The 20,022-nt window shown below is 45.2% G+C and carries 12 protein-coding genes; 6 read left to right on the top strand and 6 right to left on the bottom strand.

Going from position 1 to position 20,022, the window contains the following annotated elements:
- Window positions 1-2,109: a nicotinate-nucleotide--dimethylbenzimidazole phosphoribosyltransferase gene (gene cobT / locus TOL2_RS23370; protein WP_014956060.1), complete on the top strand. Its 2,109-nt coding sequence runs from the start codon at window positions 1-3 to the stop codon at window positions 2,107-2,109.
- Between the two features lie 107 nt (window positions 2,110-2,216).
- On the opposite strand, the gene TOL2_RS02930 is transcribed toward cobT, so the two are convergent.
- The 5 genes from TOL2_RS02930 to TOL2_RS02910 form a co-directional block, all read right to left on the bottom strand.
- Window positions 2,217-2,729, bottom strand: coding sequence for an ATP-binding protein (locus tag TOL2_RS02930; protein ID WP_269764199.1), 513 nt, complete (start codon window positions 2,727-2,729; stop codon window positions 2,217-2,219).
- Window positions 2,730-2,810: 81 nt separating this feature from the next.
- Window positions 2,811-3,449, bottom strand: coding sequence for a PAS domain-containing protein (locus tag TOL2_RS23365; RefSeq protein WP_014956058.1), 639 nt, complete (start codon window positions 3,447-3,449; stop codon window positions 2,811-2,813).
- 460 nt (window positions 3,450-3,909) lie between these two features.
- Window positions 3,910-7,059, bottom strand: coding sequence for an efflux RND transporter permease subunit (locus TOL2_RS02920; protein ID WP_014956057.1), 3,150 nt, complete (start codon window positions 7,057-7,059; stop codon window positions 3,910-3,912).
- Window positions 7,056-8,417: an efflux RND transporter periplasmic adaptor subunit gene (locus tag TOL2_RS02915; RefSeq protein ID WP_014956056.1), complete on the bottom strand. Its 1,362-nt coding sequence runs from the start codon at window positions 8,415-8,417 to the stop codon at window positions 7,056-7,058. Before TOL2_RS02915 ends, TOL2_RS02920 begins: the two co-directional genes overlap by 4 nt.
- 27 nt (window positions 8,418-8,444) lie before the next feature.
- A complete protein-coding gene (locus tag TOL2_RS02910; RefSeq protein ID WP_014956055.1) occupies window positions 8,445-9,239 on the bottom strand; it encodes a dihydropteroate synthase in 795 nt (264 codons plus the stop codon).
- Window positions 9,240-9,381: 142 nt separating this feature from the next.
- Between TOL2_RS02910 and TOL2_RS02905 the strand changes: the two genes are divergently transcribed.
- The 4 genes from TOL2_RS02905 to TOL2_RS02890 all read left to right on the top strand — a co-directional run bounded on the left by TOL2_RS02905 (window position 9,382) and on the right by TOL2_RS02890 (window position 13,167).
- The gene (locus TOL2_RS02905; RefSeq protein ID WP_041279217.1) at window positions 9,382-9,804 is read left to right on the top strand and encodes an acyl-CoA thioesterase; all 423 of its coding nucleotides are present in this window, start codon (window positions 9,382-9,384) and stop codon (window positions 9,802-9,804) included.
- 543 nt (window positions 9,805-10,347) lie between these two features.
- Entirely contained in the window at window positions 10,348-12,261 is a 1,914-nt protein-coding gene (locus TOL2_RS02900) for a methyl-accepting chemotaxis protein (RefSeq protein WP_014956053.1), read from the top strand.
- A 34-nt stretch (window positions 12,262-12,295) separates the two neighbouring features.
- Window positions 12,296-12,655 carry a YbjQ family protein gene (locus TOL2_RS02895; protein ID WP_014956052.1) on the top strand — a complete coding sequence of 120 codons (360 nt, stop codon included), beginning with the start codon at window positions 12,296-12,298 and terminating at the stop codon, window positions 12,653-12,655.
- 95 nt (window positions 12,656-12,750) lie between these two features.
- The gene (locus TOL2_RS02890; RefSeq protein WP_014956051.1) at window positions 12,751-13,167 is read left to right on the top strand and encodes a secondary thiamine-phosphate synthase enzyme YjbQ; all 417 of its coding nucleotides are present in this window, start codon (window positions 12,751-12,753) and stop codon (window positions 13,165-13,167) included.
- Between the two features lie 132 nt (window positions 13,168-13,299).
- On the opposite strand, the gene TOL2_RS02885 is transcribed toward TOL2_RS02890, so the two are convergent.
- Window positions 13,300-17,442 (bottom strand): hypothetical protein, encoded by a 4,143-nt coding sequence (locus TOL2_RS02885; protein WP_148278035.1) that lies wholly within the window; start codon window positions 17,440-17,442, stop codon window positions 13,300-13,302.
- Window positions 17,443-17,930: 488 nt separating this feature from the next.
- Here TOL2_RS02885 and TOL2_RS23360 point away from each other — a divergent pair, with 488 nt between their 5' ends.
- The gene (locus TOL2_RS23360) at window positions 17,931-20,012 is read left to right on the top strand and encodes a PAS domain S-box protein (RefSeq protein ID WP_014956049.1); all 2,082 of its coding nucleotides are present in this window, start codon (window positions 17,931-17,933) and stop codon (window positions 20,010-20,012) included.
- Window positions 20,013-20,022: the final 10 nt, after the last annotated feature.

The following is a 20,022-nucleotide window of genomic DNA, read 5'->3' as shown; positions in this document are numbered from 1 at the left end:
ATGAAAATGGTGTTAACCGGCCTTGGCAAACTTGAAATCGACCCTGCCGAACAACTGACACCCCCCCCTGAAAAAGGGTATGTCCAAACCCGTGTCCTTTGCTGTGCCATCTGCCGTACCGATGCCAAAATGTGGGAACAGGGCCACAGGGATCTTGTTCTGCCAAGGGTTTTAGGGCATGAAATCGTGGTCGCGGATCAAACCGGTCAACGCTTTGTTGTCTGGCCCGGAAAAAGCTGTGGCACCTGCACCTTTTGTCAAACCGGCCGGGAAAACCTTTGCCAGGAGATGAAAATCACCGGGTTCCATACGGACGGCGGATTTGCCGACCATGCCGTCCTGCCAAAAGACAGCCTGATTCCCATCCCTGATGATCTGGCCTTCCATGCGGCCTGTTTTGCAGAGCCTGTCGGGTGCGTGATCAATGCCTTTGAAAAATTATCCGTCAGGCAAAATGACAGAATACTGATCTACGGGTCCGGCACCATGGGGCTGATCACAGCGCTTTATGCCCGGCATCTGGGGCTTGTGCCCCAAGTCCTTGAAAAAAATGAAACAAAAATAGCCCATATTGCCCCCTTTGTTGCAGCCACCGGCATTGCCTGCAACAAAGACACCCATGAGAGCGAATTTGAACTGGTGATCAATACCTGCGGGGATTTTATTGCCTTTTGCCAAGGCATTGCCAAGGTGGGCAAAGCCGGACAGATTTGCTTTTTCAGCGGAATTTCAAAAAATGAACATATTGAAACCAACCTGCTCAACCTGATTCATTACAAGGAGGCTGTGGTCTCAGGTGTCTACGGCATGACACGGGCTCATATGAAAAAAGCAGTGCCGTTCATGCAGGCCCATGAAAAAGAGCTGAATCTGCTGATAGAAGCCATTGTTGCCCCGCAAAAAGCGCCGGACCTCATGGCAGAGGTGCTGTCTGGAAAACACTTGAAATATATCCTTGATTTCAGCCTTGCATCAAACTCGCCAACCATTAAAACCCCGCAAAAAAGCCATACCCCGGACTTAAGGCTCAATGAGCTTGCACCCCAAAGCCTGTGCAAAAAAGTAATTGAACAAATCACCCCCCTGCCAAACCACCTGCTGGCAGCCGCCACCGCCAAAATAGATGAAAAAACAAAACCCCTGGGCGCACTGGGCCGTATCGAAGATCTGGCCATCCAAATGAGCCTGATCCAGGACAGTCTGAACCCTGAAATCAGGCGCAAAAATCTGTTTGTGTTTGCCGGGGATCACGGGATTTGCGAGGAAGGCGTATCCGCCTATCCTTCCGAGGTAACAGCCCAGATGGTGGACAACTTTTTAAACGGCGGTGCTGCCATCAATGTGTTGTGCCGTCACCACAGCATAGAGATGAAAGTGGTGGACATGGGCGTCATCCGTGAATTTACCCCCCATCCCGGACTGATCATTAAAAAAGTGGCCAACGGAACAAAAAACTTTGCCATTGAAAATGCCATGACACGCCAACAGGTGATCCATGCCCTGGAAAACGGCATGACAACCTTTCTTGACGCCTATGAACAAAACCCCATTGACATTGTAGGCGTCGGAGAAATGGGCATAGGCAACACCACACCTGCTTCCGCCATCATTTGTGTCATCACCGGGCTTTCACCAGCCCAGGCCACGGGAAGGGGAACCGGCATTGACGACAAGGGTCTTGCCCACAAAACAGAAGTCATTGAACGGGTTCTGGCCTTTCATACCATTGATCCGTCCAACGGGTTTGAGATCCTTCAAAAAATAGGCGGGTTTGAAATCGCGGGCATTGCCGGGGCAATTCTGGCTGCTGCCTCCAAAAAAACCGCAGTGGTTCTGGACGGGGTAATTTCAACGGCGGCAGGACTTGTGGCCTATGCCATCAACCCGAGCATCCGAGGTTATCTTATCTCCGGTCACAAATCTGCGGAACAGTCCCAGAAAGCGGCACTCTCCCACATGGACCTTGTCCCCCTGATTGATTTCAACATGCGGCTGGGAGAAGGCACAGGAGCTGCAATTGCCATTGACATGGCCGAGACAGCCTGTAAAATCATGACCCAGATGGCCTCCTTTGACGAGGCACAGATCGCGAGATCTTCCATCAAATAATTTGATGGGATCATGATTTTTCCGGTTTCACCAGGTTAAAATCCGATAGAATGGCGTAAAGGTTAAACTTAGATGCACTGTCTGTTAAGCTCAGCTAAACATGATCCTTATTTGTTTCCATCAATTTCAGATTGACTCACCAGAACTTTCCAATACCCTGCTTTAGCAGATCCGACCCGGTCAATAAACCCTGCTTCACACAATTTTCGAATGGCCCTCTGAGTGGCTGAGTCGGACTTTTGGATCTTTTTGACAATTTCAGGAATCGTCAGGTGTGGTTCTCTGGATAAAATTTTCAGTATCTGCACCAGCGTTTTCCCCGACATTTTCCCCGGCGTTTTCCCCGGCGTTTTGGAAACTCCTTCCAGGTCGCCTGACCGTATATCCAATAATTCGACCCTGAAAAAATCCCCGGTCTCACTGATTTTGCAGGTCGCCGTCTTTAATTCGTTGAGTTTTTTCCTGATACGGATAAACCCGGTTCCATATTTTTCAATATCCCCGGTCAGGTAAAAGGCTTCGGCCAGAAGCTTGTTCCGGATGGAAGAAACATAATCATCTTTTTCCAGGGCTTTGAGAGTAAGATTGCCGAACAAGGTTCCCGGATTTGAAAAAATAATCCGGTTATCAAAAGCGAGCTTATCACGTTATAGTCTTCAGAGGCCTAAAAGACAGGATTTATAGACATAATCAACACTTAATTATTTACCATAGATATCTAAATCAGGATAGAGTTTAACAATACATTCTTTACATATACCGTGGCTAAACTCGGCCTCTGAATGCCTCCGTATATATTCCTCAATTTGACTCCAATTTCCTTTATCATCACGAATTTTTTTACAGGATGAGCAGATTGGAATAAGTCCTTTTAAAGTTTTAATCTCATCTTTTGTTTTTTGGAGTTCTATCTGTTTTTCTTTGTAATCTGTTATATCCAACCATGACACAATTCCTGCAACGGTTGTCCCATTCTCATCCTTTATGGGAGAAGCTGAAGCAAGAGCCCAGCGGTACTCTCCATTATCCAACTCTACTATGACTTCTTCATTGCTAATAATTTCATCGTTCAATATTGCCCTTGCAAGAGGCATTTCTTCATTTTTCATTGGTGTTCCATCAGGAAACAAATCTTTCCATGAAAGGACGTATTCTTTCAAAGCGATATTATCTAATGGTGCATCTGTTTTTCCACGAAAGATACGAACAGCATTATTAATGTAAATAATTTTCCCTGATGATGCCTCTGCAAGAATTATACAAGCTGATGAGTTCTCCAGCACAGCTTGTAAAAAAGGTAACCCCAAGGATTTTTCAATTTTGATTATTTCATCAACCACTGCACTTATGCTCCCAAAAGATATTTTTTTTTAATTTGGATGATCAAAGTGATAACTACTACAAAACGTATTTTTATGCAAAAAAAAATGGAAAATTATCTCACTATCATAGAGAACAATAATGGTATCAGTCTTTGGTTTGACCTGACACCAAAAAGCGGTGACTTGTATTCATAGTTCCCATATTAACAGAATTTATCCTGGATCGCCGGTTGCATTCTTTTTACGTTGCCGGTAATCCGATTTTTTTCCTAAATGTCATTTTTAAATTTTTTGAGTGGATTCCTTGTGGCCGATCTTATGATCAAGCTCCAAAAAGGGGAACGAGGAGTTTCCTCCCCTCTATATCCGGAATAACAAAAATTCCAGGCCCTGAATTGATTCAACGGTCTTTATCGCTCCGACAGCTCAAATCATTGGAGACGTTCATATCGGTAAACAATTTTCTGTCTGGTTTCACTCAGTCCTTCGCGGTGATCTGGACAAAATCAGTGCGGGAGACCGGTTTCACCAGGTTAAAATCCGCCATAATGGTGTAAAGGCAGGGCACCACCACCAGCACCAGCAACGTTGACATCAAAAGTCCGAACACAATGGAGCAGGCCAGTGGAATCAGTATCTGGGCCTGTAAAGATCGTTCAGAAAGAAGTGGTAAAAGCCCGGCTATGGTGGTAACCGATGTCAGCATCACCGCCCTGAACCGCTCTCTTGAAGCCAATTTTCCCGCCTCACCCACGGATTTACCCAAAGCGGTATGCAGTTTGATAAACCCCACCAGAAGGATGGAATCATTCACCACAATACCGGCCAGGGACACAAACCCCATAATGCTGGGCATGCTGATATCAAGTCCCATGAGAATATGACCCCAGACAACACCGATAAAGGCAAATGGAATGGTAATCATTATCACCAGGGGTTCCTGGTAGGATCTGAACTGAAAACTCAACAAACAAAACACCCCGAAAACACCGATACCAAGCGCCTTTACCATACCGCCCATTGACGCTTTCATCTCCTTTTCCTGGCCCTCAAGCCCGATAATAATATTGGGAAATTGTTTTTTCAATTGCGGCAGAAACCTGGCCTTTGTATCAGCTATGATATCGGCTGCATTGGCCACCCGGGTGTCCACATCCCCTGTTATCGTAACCGTCCGGTCAGCATCCACCCGCTTGATCCCGGAATAGCCCCGGCTGTAGGTAATGGATGCCACTGTGTTCAAAGGAACCCGTTCGCCTTTGCCGTCCATGAGATAAAAATTTTCAAGACTGGACACACTGTTCCGGTCGGCACCTGCCATGCGAATATTGACTTCATAGGAGTCATCCCCCACAATCACTTCGCTTGCCGTGGCACCATAAAAAGCGGCTCTCAATTGTTTTGAAACGATTTGGGCATCAAAACCCCTGATTTTAGCGCCTTTTTTAAGTTTTACCTGAATTTCAGGTTTGCCTGGCCGAAGATCATCATACAGATCCGACACGCCCTCATAAGCATAAAACCAGTTGATCAGCTGTGTGGAGGCCTGTTTTAATTCATCCAGGCTATCTCCCTTAAGCCGGATTTCAATGGGAAGCCCACCCGGCCCTATAACAGGCTCCTTGAACGCGACGGCAATGGCATCCGGGATATCCCCTGCCAGGGTTCGCCACAGACCGATAATATCATCCATGGTACTGAATCTTTTTTCAGCGCTCAACAGATCCAGGGATATCGTTGCCACATGAGCGCCCTTTTCCCCTGCATCCACATTGGTGTTGTACAATACGCCGATATGCTCCACCAGATCTGCCTTGCCCGGCTGGGAAGGAGCAAGCCGGTCATTCATCTTTTGGGCCGCAGCAACCAGCTGGTCCACATAAAATTGCGTTCTTTCAAGGGGAGTTCCCTGGGGAAAAAGAACCCTTGCCTGCAGCACATCCCCTTCGATATCCGGAAAAGCCTGGGTTTTCAAACGCCCGCCCGCAATCATGGCAACAGAAGCAATAAAGACAAAGATCACAAGTCCGATGAACAGATACCTGAAATTTACTGCCGCATCAACAATCCGCCCCAGAAACTTTTCCTTCAGCCAGTTGACCCCGTCGTCCATCTTTTGGCGGTATGTTTTTTTCTGCAAGCCCGGCACCCGCTTTGAAAGAGAATGTGACAGGTGATGGGGAAGAATCAAAAAGGCTTCCACAAGACTCACACAAAGAGTCAGGATCAACACCACTGGAATGACATAAAGAACCTTTCCAATATCTCCTGCCATACTCAAGGCTAAAGATCCAAAAATAAACACCGTGGTTAAAAAAGAGGAAAACACACCTGCCGCAACTTCACAGATACCGTCCACCGTGGAGTTAAAAATAGTTTTACCTTTGTCAAGGTGGGCGGAAATATTCTCGGCAATTACAATGGCATCATCCATGAGCAGCCCCAGGCCGATGAGCAGCCCGACCATGGAGACCATGTTGATGGAAAGCCCCAGGTGCTTCATAAAGAAAAAGGTCAGGAAAAACGAAACCGGCAGTCCCATGGCCACCCAGAAGGAAAACCCAAACGGAAAAAAAAGCAGCATGGCTAAAAACACGAGAATCAAACCGACCACAGCGTTCTTGATCAGCATTTGAAGGCGGTCCCGGACAATCTTGGACACGTTCTGGGTAACAGAAAAAGAAACCCCGGACGGGGCACGAGCCTGCTCTTCCTCCAGAAAGGCCGCCACCTCATCCATTATTTTCAAGGCGTCTTCAGACTTGGTCTTGTTGATCTGAAGAAGTCCGGCCCGTTTTCCGTCAAACAGGATCTTATCCTCATCATCCATAAACCTGTCAAAAATTTTTGCAATCTCCCCCAGACGAATTTCAGCACCGCTTCTCGAAGATACCACAATGAGATTTTCCAGGTCATGCAAAGTTTTTCTTTCTTCTGAAAACCGGATCAAAATATCCGAATCCCGTGTTTCCAGGCTTCCGGCCGGCAGATCCACATTCTGGGCGGCCACAGCACCCTGGATGTCCGACACGGAAAGACCCAGCCGCATCATGTTATAAAAAGGGATCTCAATTAAAAATTCATGGTCTGAAAATCCCAGGATCTCCACCTGAGAGACCCGGTCAAGGCGCTTTAGCCGGTCTTTTAAATCTTCACAATAAAATTTCAAATGCAATGGACTCATGGGTCCGGTTACAGCCACAGACACAACCGGATCTGTCCGGTTAACCCTTTTTACAATCACATCTTCCACTTCGACCGGGAAATCATTGACAGCCTCAACTTCGGTTTTGATATCATTAAAAAACTCAATAATATCATTGTCTTGCGCCATTTCCACCACAACGGAAGCCCGATTTTCCATGGCCGTACTCTTGATCTCGGCAATATTGCTCACACTGTCAATGGCATCTTCAATGCGCCTGCACACAGAGGATTCAACATCATCTGCTGTGGCACCTGGATAGGCCACCGAAATTTCAACCGCATTGATTGAAAAATCAGGAAAAGTTTCCCGTTTCAAATCAGTGACTGATACGGCACCCAGGGCGATAAACAGCAGCATCAAAAGATTGGATGCCGTGGGATGGGCGCAAAAATAGGAGATAACCTGTTTAAATGCTTTCATCGCTGAATCGCCTCCCCAATGGCCTGTTGTTGCAACAGCGTCACCACCTCTTGTGCCAAAACAGGTTTCAACCGCATCCCTTCCACTGCAGGCACCAGATCCGCCAGCACAAGCGTCTCTCCAGCCTCAAGTCCTTGCGACAAAACCGCCACATCCGCCATATAAAACTCAATGTTCACCGGCCGGATCTCAAGCCGATTTTCAGGGGTACAGATATAAAGTTTTTTGTCATGGATAGCACTTCCGGGCACTACAAACCGGTCCGGCATGGATCTGCCTTTTAATTCAACTTCCACATACATATTTGTGACCAGGGGCGGGCGTTTGCCCGGAATCACATTTTCATAAGGTTTGTCCACAGTGATATAGATGGTAATGGCTCCGGTCTTAAGATCCATGGATTCGCTTGTCCTGGAAAAAATGCCTTCCCACTCAATGGGTTCCCGCCCGTCCAGGGGAAGTCTGACCCTGGCGGTAATGCCGATGGCCCGTCGGATGGTTTCCATATCCGGCAACTGCCCAACAGTGCCCTCATATTTTCGGGGCAAAAGGGTCATAAAACTCTTTGGCGTCAGGGAAACAGGAATTTCCGCCCGGTCAACGCTTTCAGCTTCCACCAGAACGGTTCCGGCGGCTGCAAACTGGTAAAGTTCAATATTCACAACCGACAGGCGGCAGTCAAAAGGAGCCCGAATTTCAGTCCTGGCAACATCCAGTCTGCGTTCTGTTACCATGGATTCACCCGATTTTTTCTGAGCCAGCAGCGCCTTTTTTTGCGACGGGATCAGGTCCAGGGTATTCTGCAAGTTGTTAACAGTGGTCTGGTGGGCCAGAAAAGTTCTTTCTTCCTTTTCAAGATCAGACGCGGAGATATATTCATTTGCAAATAATCCGCGCTTGCGTTTCAGCTCCTGGCCCGCACTGGCAAGAGATTTTTTCTCAATGGCCAAAAGACGTTCCGTGTTTTTCCGGGACTGCTCCAACTCTTTGAGCCTTGCATCCACGTTCATCAGATCCGCCACCCCCCGGGTTTCTGCCAGGCCGTAGGAGGTGGTGTCAATTTTAAACAAAACCTCGCCTTTTTTTATAAAATACCCTCTTTTCAGGTTCTGGTTCACATTGACAATTTTCCCGCTGACCTCGGAAATTGCCTGCCAGGTACGGTCTGCCTCAACATACCCATAGGCCGTGATCCGCGGGATAACTTGCATTTTTTCCAGAGGGATCACCCGGACGGTCTGAACCCTCTCTTTGTTCTCAAGACGGACCGGTGCTTTTTTATTCATTTTCATTACGGCAAACAAAGCAATCCCGCAGACAACAGGGATAATGATCAACAGCTTTTTCAAGATTTTCATAATTTTTTCCTGATGTTTATTTTTCAATTAACCGGGAATCATGCCCCAGGAAAAAATATCTTCCCGGGCAAGAATGGCTGCAGCATTTGCAGCCAATACAGTTTCCCCGTTCAATATATCCAGCAGGGCATAATCCAGGCCGGCCGCTGCCAGCATGGCCACATAAGCTTGCTCCATAAGGTTCTTTTTTGCTTTATCCTTTGCCCCCGTGGTAAGGTTGGAAACCCCGGCAATGGTTCTAACCGGGAACCCCATAAGATCGGGCAAAGTCCGTATGACATTCAGCACCGATCTTGCCTGAACAATCCCGTCCTCCCATGCCAAAGGCGGCACAATGGGATCAATAATGATCCGCTCTTTTGACACCCCGGCCGCTTCAGCCCGTTCAAACAGCTCAAGCGCGACCTCAAACCGCTCAGCCTCATCCTTGGGCACCCGGCTGTCAGGATACAATAAAAATCCCACAATATCCGCATCATGCTCTTGTGCAAGAGGTAAGATCTTCTCAATTTTTTGGGGTTCAAGGGAAAATCCGTTGATAATGACCCGGTTATGAGCAGCTTCAACCCCTGCCCTCATTGCAGCAGGATTAGAGGTGTCAATGAGCAGAGGAAGGTTTGTTACACTCTCCACCGCCTTAATAAAAAACACCATGCCCTCTTCAGGCGATTTGCCCAAAGGTCCGGTATTCACATCAATGGCAAAGGCCATTTTTGCCGCACATAGCTTGACAAGATCCTGCACAGGCCTTGGGTCACGGACATTAAGCGCGTCCTGGACATCGGTTTTTGTAATTCTAAGATTATCTGCAATCAATTTCATATCAGCATTCCATTTTCATATCATTGACGAGTTGCCGGAATGATACCATTGAAATTTCAGATAAAAAAGGCTAAAAAAGAAACTTTTAAGATACAGAAAAGCTTTAAACAAAGATTAAACAAATTGATTAACAAGGAAGATTATGGCACGCATTGAAATTGACATGATAAAAAAATTTGTTTTTGAAACTGAAATTGCCATCAGGATATCAAACCTGAATTACGGCAACCATGTGGGACATGATGCTCTTATCTCTCTGATGCATGAAGCAAGGGTTCGATTTTTGTGCCGTTTCGGCTTTTCTGAAACTGATATTGACGGGAAAGGATTAATTCTCGCAGACCTTGCAGTTTCCTATAAGTCACAATCGTTTTATGGCGACAAATTGAAGTTTGAAATAGGCACCGGTGACTTTAATAAATATGGATGTGATATATTTTATCGCGCAACAAACGCAAAAACCGGTAACCTGGTTCTACTGGCAAAAACAGGTATTGTGTTCATTGACCGTACTCAAAATAAAGTTACAACCATACCTGAAGCATTTTTATCTCAATTTTCATAGGATCAACTCAAACCAGTGCAGCTTTGATTCTTTGGACAAAACTTTCAGTCTCTGTACCGATATTTTGAACATTTCTTCAAAATCACCTGACCGAATATTCAACAATTTGACCCTGCCCTCCCCTTTTGGTCTCATTTATTTTGAGATCGCCGTCTTGAACTAGCAAAATTCTTTCCCCTAACTAGCAAAATTCTTTTCTTGTTTGAAAGATGAATTTTGCTATCTGTCTCTATGCTTATTGTTAATGAAGACAAAAAAATCAGCTCATAAAATGCTTTAAGCATAACCCAATGTATTGAAAGCCATTTATAACAACAAAACAATTCGTGTTGTAAAATAGATATTGAACTTTTTACAACACCATTTTTTTACACCATTTGGCATTCTTTTTGTATTTGAATAATTTTGTATTTGAACTATTTGGGATTCTTTTTATTAAGAATATGTCAGCCGGCTGAGTTATCGTTTTAGCGTTTATTAGCTTTGGCTGAAAAAGAGTGGCAATCAAATAATTATAATCAAATGATAACCAGAAGGAATAAAATGGAAAAAAAAAGTCTTAAATTCAAACTTATAACCGGCGGTATTCTTGTTGTTCTTTTCCCTTTAATCATCATTGGTTTTTTCTCGGTGAACAAGGCTTCCAAGGCCCTGATGGAAACCGGCAAATCCGGGGCAAAACAGGTTGCACTGGATCTTGCCGCCATGACGGATCTCTTTTTTGAACAGGAAATCAAACTTGCCAAATCCCTTGCAGTTGAACCACTTGTCATCGCTGCCGCACAAAATGTCCATGAAAACGGAAGTGACAATGCCCTTACAGATCTAAAGGCCCTGGATCAATTTTTTGCCACCGTTTTTAAGCAGACTGGGAGCGCCTATGAATTTTTTTTCATGGCAGATGCAAATGGAACTGCCGTATCAGACAACTTGGGGGGTGTACTTCGGGACAAAAAATTATCCTTAACTAACAGGGATTATTTTCAAGCTGCCAAACAAGGAAAGACCAATATCGGCGCTCCTGACAAATCAAAAGTCACTGGAAAACCAATCGTCATAGTGGCGGTTCCATTAAAAACAACATCAGGACAATTTGCAGGTATTTTTGGAGCAGTAATCAAGCTGGATATTTTATCAGATAAAATTACCCGGGTGAAGATAGGTAAAACCGGCTATCCGTTCATGGTGGACAAAAAGGGAATGACAATTATTCATCCCAAAAAAGAGTTTATTCTTGAAAAAAATTTAAAAAATATCAAAGAGGTAGAATCCATTATTTTACAGATGCTAAGTGGAAAAACCGGGACAGATGAATATTCTTATCAAGGAGAGGATAAGGTAGTCGGTTTTGCACCGGTTTCCATCACAGGCTGGGCAATTGGTGTTAACCAGGACAAGCATGAATTAATGGCCACATCTGTTGCCATGAGAAACATGACCCTTATCGTGGGAGGGACCTTCCTTGGTGTCGCAATTTTTGTAGTACTCTTGTTTGCAAGAAACCTTGTTCTGCCCATCATCCGTATCAGTGAAGGGTTGAATCAGGGAGCAGAACAGGTGACCAATGCATCAAGCGAAGTGTCTTCCACCAGCCAGTCCCTTGCCGATGGATCGTCACAGCAGGCAGCTTCAATAGAAGAAACGTCTTCATCCATGGAAGAAATATCTTCCATGACAAAGAAAAATGCTGAAAATGCACGGCATGCGGATAATTTGATGAAGGATGCCAATCAGGTGGTAACCAAGGCCAACAAATCCATGAAACAACTGATTTTGTCTATGGAAGATATTTCCAAAGCAAGCCTGGAAACCTCAAAGATCATCAAAACCATTGATGAGATCGCTTTCCAGACAAACCTTCTGGCTTTAAATGCTGCGGTTGAAGCTGCCCGTGCAGGAGAAGCAGGTGCCGGTTTTGCCGTGGTGGCAGATGAAGTCAGAAACCTTGCCATAAGAGCGGCTGATGCAGCAAAAAACACCGCTGATATGATTGAGGGGACCGTTAAAAAAGTCAATGAAGGATCAGAATTAGTTGCCACCACAAACGATGCTTTCAGTCGGGTAACAGACAGCTCAGGCAAGGTTGCAGAACTGATTGCGGAAATTACCCAGGCGTCCAAAGAACAGTCTGATGGGATTGAACAGGTAAATATAAATATTTCGGAAATGGATAAAGTGGTCCAGCAGAATGCAGCCAATGCAGAAGAGTCAGCAGCAGCAGCCGAAGAGATGAACGCCCAGGCAGAACAGCTCAAAGACTATGTAAGAGAGCTTGTCCAGCTTGTCAACGGCACGACAAAAGACCGCACCTCAAATTTTTCTTTACAACAAAACCGTATCCTTGTTTCCAAAGCTGAATCTGCTTTTGCTTCTCAAAAAAGAATGCCGGCAGTAAAAACAAACGAAATCAGACCGAACCAGGTCATCCCTTTTGATGATGAATTTAAAGATTTTTAATCAGGGGCTTTAATAACCCCGGCAAAAGGTTCACATGGCAGCAGTTGAAAAAACATTGCCTGCTGAGTCTAATCAAGGGGTTCTGCTGTTGAACTCAGATACACTGCCCGATAGAAAAATAACTGAGGTTCTCGGGCTTGTCCAGGGGCAAACGGTCTTTGCCATATGGCTTGGCAAAGACCTGTCCGCCATCGTCAGGCTCATTCTTGGCGGCGAATTGATTGAATACACGGAAATGATGGGAAATGCCCGGTCAACCGCCACAGAAAGGATGACAGCCAAGGCCGCTGAAATGGAGGCTGATGCAGTCATAAATGTTCGCTATATGACTACCAGTGTTGTTGGCACTGCATCTGAATTGTTGGTGTATGGAACAGCCGTCAAGCTCAGCTAAGCACGCTCATTCTTTTTTGTGAGCAAACCAACTTGAAAAATGATTTTTTATATGGTTTATTCTTGCAACTCAATTAACTGCTACTGGAGTAATTTATGAAAACATACAGAAAAGAATTATGGTTTGAAATTCCAACCAGACGGGCTTTTGTCAATATCACATCCGACATTCAAGACTGCATCAATGAAAGCGGTGTGACCGAAGGACTTGTACTTGTTAATGCAATGCATATAACAGCATCGGTATTTATCAATGATAATGAATCAGGATTACACCATGATTATGATATCTGGCTTGAAAAATTAGCACCCCATGAGCCGGTATCCCAATACAGGCATAATGTTGGTGAAGACAATGCAGACGCTCATATGAAAAGACAGATCATGGGCAGAGAAAGTGTTGTTGCAATCACTCAAGGAAAACTTGATTTTGGTACATGGGAACAAATTTTTTATGGTGAATTTGACGGCAGAAGAAAAAAACGGGTTTTGGTCAAAATAATTGGAGAATAAAATTTTAGTCCAGGTGCTTACCATGTACAATATGCCATGTACAACTTCAAAAACGACTATTGCAAAGGTGTTCATCCAAACATCCTGAAAGCACTGCTAAACGGCAAAAAAACTTTGCTCAGGCGCTTAATCTTAATCAGTTTCAGTTTCTTTTTTTATTCTTTTATTTCTTTTGATCCTGGGTGGCAGGCTGCACCACAGCTTTGGTGTTGTAAATTGTTGCCACCCCCATTTTAGAATCCCAACAAGCCAGAATGACAGCCAAAGTGCCCAGGCCAGCATGGCGATGCGATAAAATAACATGGGGATTGAAAATATCCATGCCTTTGGAAGCGTTGGATCACTCACATCCTGATACCATCTTAAAAGACCGCTGTTTGATCCGTTGCCGATGATATTCATATCAGGATGACCGAGCAATCCTCTGGAAACGGCAAAAACAAGTGATCCCATGGCGGCAATAGTGAGGATTACTATTCCGGTTTGCATGAAATTAAACTTTAAGCCTTCAAGTGTGGCAGCTTTTTTTCTGCGGTCTAAAACGATCAGCCAGCTGACAATCATAACAGCGACAGCCAGATGGCTCATAGACATACCAATGCCCAGCAGAAACCAATGATAAAACTTAAGCGGGGTCCAGCCGGTTTTAGACAAAGCAAAAGCGACCAGTACAATAATAATGAGGACCGACCAGAAGAGAACCGCCGGTCCGACCAGCTGTTCTCCCCCTATAAACAAGGGCCAGCAGCTGCGCGGAAGATAAATGTCAACACTTGCATTCACACTTTGGGTGCCCAGATCAATATCAGAACTCTGATATCTCATTGCCAACCTTTTTGATTCAACCCACTTAAGTTCAATGTTCTGTTGACCCGGGATGATGGGAAGCGCTACCCGTCGGCCTTCCTGGCGGACCGGCTGAATTTTTCCCTTGATTTTCACTTCCTGTAATTTGGCAGTTAAAGGAAGAGTAATAGTATGTTGCCCACCCTGGCTGCTTTTAATGGAAAGCAGCATTTTAGCGGCTGTGTTTTTTTGTCCCGGGCGCAGTTCAAGATGACTTTTTTCAATGGTCAATGTCTGCCCTTCAACTCCGGCAGGCCGGGAAATATTCAGGCTGACCGTTTCTCCCGGCCAGGGGTGCCATGTGGGATACCAGCGGGTTCCGGTTTTATGCAGGATCACCGGAATGCCTTCATACTCCAGGTGAAATATGGGACTGACATCAACCTTCCAGATTTCTGTCCAGGCAGTTGTTTGTTTATGTTCAAGCTGAAGCTGATCAGCAGGTTCCAAAAAGGATTCCCAGCTCAGATGCCCCTGGCCGGCACCCAGGTTGATTTTGGCAACACCAGCCTCAACCCGTAGCCCTTCTGTTGTCACCGATTCTCCCGGCAAAAGCGGGATGTCCAGTACAACTGCTGACCCTGTCGGGCTCAGGCGTTGAATCTTTGTTTGGATTTTCCAGACAAGACCTAGCAAAACATTTCGTTCTACCAGCACAAACGGCGGAAGAATACCGGTTTCCAAATTTTGTGTCTGTTGTTCATCTTGTTCCACAATCCGCTTGAACTGCAACTGGGCGTCAACCTTTCCATCAGGATGCACCCCTTCTACAGACCAGCCCTCAGCGTTAACGGTAACATGATGGGGCCTTAGAGGAAGAGGAAGCTGCAGCACATTCTGCTTTCGAATGGGACCACTCAAGGTCACCATATGTCTGCCTGCCGGAACCAGCATCCATAAACCGTTTTCCTTGCGCAAAAGGCCTTGGGCAGGACTGCCGTCAATCATCACATGATTGGGCAGCCAGTGTTTCACATGGCTTGGCAACGGTATGGAAGCATCCAGTTGCGCATCCACATTGATATCCATTGAAAGCCTATCGGAGCTGATGTTTATATGGACATCCGGCATATCAGAACAGGCAGGATAACATTCATTTTTTTCAAGAAGCCTTGCCTGCAGCTCATCGAGAATTTGCTGAGATGGAATTTCAGTGCTTTGAGCAAGGTGGGGGCTCAATAAAAAAAACACCAGAAACGCACATATCTTAAGTGATTTCATTCCTGTAAAACCAACTCCTTCCCCTGGCCTGTACCTGATTCCAAACATGCCAAACGCCAGAAAAACAATGAGAAAAACCCGCACAAACGCCAGAATCAGGTTTGTCTTAGGACCGATAAGAGCAAATGTGACTCTCTGATCACGTGTCACCGGCCCGGACCAACTGAAATCAATAGTCTCAAAAGGGAGCCATTTAGGCATCCCCGGCCCTGTCTGGGTAAGAGCTTTTGGATCATGCTGCATGACCTGGGTGCTGTAATAGGAAGACCCTGCACCGGAAATTGAAGTTTTCAAACGCGCCTCATCTCTTTTGACAAAGGCCTTGCCGGACCTGCCGACAGACTTGGAGTCCATGTATGAGTTCATGGGTGCGCTTTGCATTTCCTGTAGCGCATCCCTTTGCATGCCTACAGAAGAAGATGCGTTTTGACGCAAAGCATAATCGGTCATTGATGTCCATGGCTTTGCCAGCTGTGGATACATACCGATCCTGAGAGCATGAATTGAGTAAGGAATTACAATTATCACAAAACATAAAACAGCGACACTCTGATAAAATTTAACCGCCTTTTTAAACGCTCCATCAGGCAGGTATTTGAGCAATGCAAAACCAATCAGCAGGGCTGGCCAGATATAACGAGGGGCTCCTGGTTCATGATAGATCAATACCAGGGTTAAAAACGCAACCCCGGCCAAAGGCTTTGAAAAAAGTTTCGCCAGTGCAATTGTAAAAATAAGCACAATGAAAAAATCCAGCAGGGTCCAGCGTTTAACCCATGTGCGGGGGATATTGTCAATTCCGGCAGCATTCAGCAATTTCCAGCCCGGCGGCAGGAACAAGCGTCCTTTGGCCTGCTTAAAATCATGATCCCATCCTGTGGCCGGAAGATTTGTGATTTTTCCTTGATACACACTGTCGGCAGTAAGATTTAAAACCCCGTTGCGAAGTTCAATTCCTGCCTTATCAGATCCTTTGCGCGCGGTAATAAACTGTTCGATTCCATCAACAGCAACCCTTCCAAGCTTGATGGCCGGGTCGATTTCCAATCGCCAATTGGTATTTTTCTGGCCGTTGATCCGGTCCTGGATCGAATACCCTGAACCGTCAAACCTCAGCCAGAGACTCCGGTTCAATGTCAGCTGATCCGGTGCCGGGTTCGGGTCACCCCGTTTGATTTGCTTAAACCGCATGGAATCACCGGGCAGCACTCTGTAGGCTGGATATTCATGCCAGTCCTTGGGCAAGGATGTCCGAAGCGGATCAATTGACGGCACCCCGCCAATCTCAACAAGTCTCAAATCTGGTTGCGCACGAAATGACCATATCTCCTGTTGGGGCCAGAACCCATTATCAGGCGGATGAAACGAAAATTCGGTTAAGGACCCTGCATGCCGAAGTGTTACGCTCACGCTGTATTGTCCGGGTCTTACCTGCATGAGCATCCGGCCGTCGTGTTCAAGCCTGGCCGGAAGAGCGCTTTTTAATGAAAGAGGGGTAAAATTTTCCGGTGCATAAAGAGGACCCAATGTAATTTCCCGGGCAGAACCAGCCACATCAAGAGTAAAATAGAGCAAAACCTTAGACGGGATTGAATCCTCTATCAGCCTGAAACTCTCGATTTTAAGACGATTTTCAATCTTTTCTTCATTCTGGAGTCTTTTTAGCCACAGTCGGCCGGATGCATCAAGATTTGGAAACCCGATATTTTCATTGTTTACGGTCAAAGAAACAAGGCCGGACTGAGCTGGAATCTGAAGATTTTCCGGCAGTCGACTCCAGGTGAAACGCCCGGTTATCATGTGAAGTCCAGGTTGAAGTTGAATTTTCGGCGTATAGTTCTTCTGTAGAATAATCCGGGGTTTTTCGTCAACTCTAACATCCAGAGGCCAATACCTGCTGTTGCCCGGCAGTGTCACCCAGCTTTCGTGGTGTACCAGCCAGGACTGGCTGAATTGTCCGCCCTGATCGTTCAACACCACCTCAAGCTCGGACGGCCAGGCACATTGATAAATATCAGCATCGTTATATTGGGCAATACATTTCAATTGTTCTTCTTTATCATGCAGAACCCAGTCCACCCAGGGTTGAAGCAGTTTTGGAACATGCACCGCCGTATTTGCAGAACAGGGCTGAATAAAGGCAAAAACAAAAACAAGAACCAATAACAATCTGCATTTAGTACAAAAAAAATGATGTGTTGTTCTCACAATACTTCTCCTGTTAAATGGTATCTGGCATTGTATTTAAATTTACCCACAGCAGAAATTGAAAGTCTGTGTATGAATTTTTTAAAACTGTCATGGCAGAGCAAGATGCCGAAAAAAAGGACAAAAGAGACATGATTCCAAGGGATTAGAAGTCTTCTTTGAGCAATGCTGCACATCCTAATCCATCAAAATATGAACGGGTTAATAATCTCATGTCATATCTACCTTATTATAATTTAAGTCTCCTTTTTCCACTTTCTGCGATATGATCATTTTCAATATGGAAAGTCAATCAAAATTTCATCCTAATCAGGCTCGATATAATGCGCTTATCCAAAAAAAACCCACCATTCTTGCATGCATTCTTTTCTACATTCTTTTCTCATTAGTTTGATTTTAAAATATTTTTTTGCTACATGTGATAAGTGTTGTTATTAAATCCGATATTTAACCATGACTAATTTCAACGAACTTTAAGGATATTAATTATGCATTATCCAATCGAACAGGATCAGATAAAAAGCTTTTTTACATACTCTCCTATTGGCACGTATGTGGTTCAAGGTCATAAATTCCGGTTTACCAACACAAAATTTCAGAAAATTTCCTGCTATTCTGAAAATGAATTATTAAAAATGAATCCATTGGATCTAGTGATAGAAGAAGACCGGCAAAAAGTAAGAGACAATGCAGTCGCCATGTTAAAACATAAAAGAAAGGAGCCATATGAGTTCAGGGTGGTTACAGCCAATGGTGAAATCCGGTGGGTTATTGAGAGTGTGGATGCCATAGAGTTTGAAAGTCAAAAAGCAGTGGTAGGCCATTTTATGGATGTGACTGAAACCAAGCATATTGAAAAAAAACTGAAAATCTCCGAGCATAAATATCGGTCTATTTTCGAATTGGCAAGAGAAGGCATTATCATTACCAGTTATTATGACGGCAACATTATTGATGCCAATATGGAATTTCAGCGCCAGACCGGATACCTGCTTTCCGAACTTAAACAAAAAAAAATATGGGAACTCCAGCCACCTGAATTTCAAAAAGAGGCAAAAGAAAGTTTTTATCGTTTCAAGGAAAACCCTGGCGGCATAACTTCCTGGAATTTATGTCAAAACCAGGAAGGGAAAATCCTACCCGTTGAAATTATTGCCCAACATATGTTCATATCAGGCCAGGACATGATCATCTGTATGGTCAGGGACACCAGTGAACGTGAGGCCATGATGCGGGCATTGACCCTGGCATCGGAAGAGTGGCGCAAATCCTTTGATGCACTGGATGATGCCGTAATGCTCATCAACCCGGATTTTAAGATCAGGAGAGCCAATATAGCCACCTCGCGCCTTTTGAACATTGATATCAGTCAGCTTATCGGCATGCGCTGCTATAATCTTTTCCACGGCATGGACAAGCCTCCCCAATATTGCCCACACTTGAAAGCGCAAAAAAAAGGCATTTATTGTGAAGCTGAGGAATACGAAACCCACCTGAACCGGACCCTTCATTTCTGTGCATCTCCGATAAAGGACAATAACGGGAGGATTACTCACACGGTTGAAGTTATCAGCGATGTCACCACCCACAGGCAAAATGAAAAAGAGTCCTTACGTTTAAGCAAGGACCTTGCAAACAGCTTCAAAGGCATCACCGAAGCGTTAAGCGAACTGGTTGAAAGCCGTGATCCCTACACTGCAGGGCATTCCAAACATGTGGCAAAACTGGCCGTTAAAATCGGAAAAATATTGGGATTAAACAACAACGAGCTTGAGGGCCTCAATGTGTGTGCGCTTTTACATGATATTGGAAAGGCTATTATCCCGGCCGCTATTTTAAACAAACCGGGAAAACTGTCCGGACACGAATGGGGCTTTATCCGAGAACATCCCACGACCGCATTTGAAACCCTGCGCCGTATACCTTTTCCCTGGCCGGTTGCAGATGTGGTTCACCAGCATCACGAACGACTGGACGGCACAGGCTACCCACTGGGAATTTCAGGAGACAAGATACATCTTTGGGCCCGCATTATTTCAGTGGCTGACATTTTTGACGCTATGACCAGCCATAGGCCTTACCGCCCCGGCCTTCCCCTTAAGGAAGCCATAGACGAACTGTCCGCCGGACTGAATATCCAGTATGACTCTAAAGTGGTTGATGCCATCATTCATGTCATGCGCCTGAATGACAGCCGTGTCATGGTAGTGGACTATGATCCTTTAATCGTTGAAGGTGTCAGTGCCGAACTAAAACTTGCCGGTCTGGAACCCATTGGGGTTACAACATCCGGTTATGCTTTAAAAAAAGCCATGGAAAAATCCTTTTCCATGGTCATCATTGAACTTGAAATGCCTGGAATGAACGGGGTTCAACTTACTCAGCAAATCAAAAGCCTGCAGCCTGACTGTGAGGTAATATTGATCGCTAAGTGCGACAGCAAAGAAGGCTCTTTAAGGGCGCTTCGGTCAGGCGCTTCGGATTTTCTTGAAAAACCCATCAACTCCATGTTGTTCAGAAAAAGTATCAGCCGGGCCGTACAGCGGTATGCCAGCAGAAAACACAGGTAGTGTTTCGTGG

The sequence above is a fragment of the Desulfobacula toluolica Tol2 genome (genome assembly GCF_000307105.1).
In the GTDB taxonomy this organism is placed as follows: Bacteria; Desulfobacterota; Desulfobacteria; order Desulfobacterales; family Desulfobacteraceae; genus Desulfobacula; species Desulfobacula toluolica.
The sequence above is the reverse complement of the archived record's forward strand: the minus strand, read 5'-3'. Positions and strand labels throughout refer to the sequence as shown.

Excerpts from the sequence above, each read along its gene's own strand:
- TOL2_RS02910 (WP_014956055.1), bottom strand. The coding sequence starts at position 9,239 with ATGAAATTGATTGCAGATAATCTTAGAATTACAAAAACCGATGTCCAG.
- TOL2_RS02920 (WP_014956057.1), bottom strand. The coding sequence starts at position 7,059 with ATGAAAGCATTTAAACAGGTTATCTCCTATTTTTGCGCCCATCCCACG.
- TOL2_RS02900 (WP_014956053.1), top strand. The coding sequence starts at position 10,348 with ATGGAAAAAAAAAGTCTTAAATTCAAACTTATAACCGGCGGTATTCTT.
- TOL2_RS23360 (WP_014956049.1), top strand. The coding sequence starts at position 17,931 with ATGCATTATCCAATCGAACAGGATCAGATAAAAAGCTTTTTTACATAC.
- TOL2_RS02905 (WP_041279217.1), top strand. The coding sequence starts at position 9,382 with ATGGCACGCATTGAAATTGACATGATAAAAAAATTTGTTTTTGAAACT.
- TOL2_RS02895 (WP_014956052.1), top strand. The coding sequence starts at position 12,296 with ATGGCAGCAGTTGAAAAAACATTGCCTGCTGAGTCTAATCAAGGGGTT.
- cobT (WP_014956060.1), top strand. The coding sequence starts at position 1 with ATGAAAATGGTGTTAACCGGCCTTGGCAAACTTGAAATCGACCCTGCC.
- TOL2_RS02915 (WP_014956056.1), bottom strand. The coding sequence starts at position 8,417 with ATGAAAATCTTGAAAAAGCTGTTGATCATTATCCCTGTTGTCTGCGGG.
- TOL2_RS02890 (WP_014956051.1), top strand. The coding sequence starts at position 12,751 with ATGAAAACATACAGAAAAGAATTATGGTTTGAAATTCCAACCAGACGG.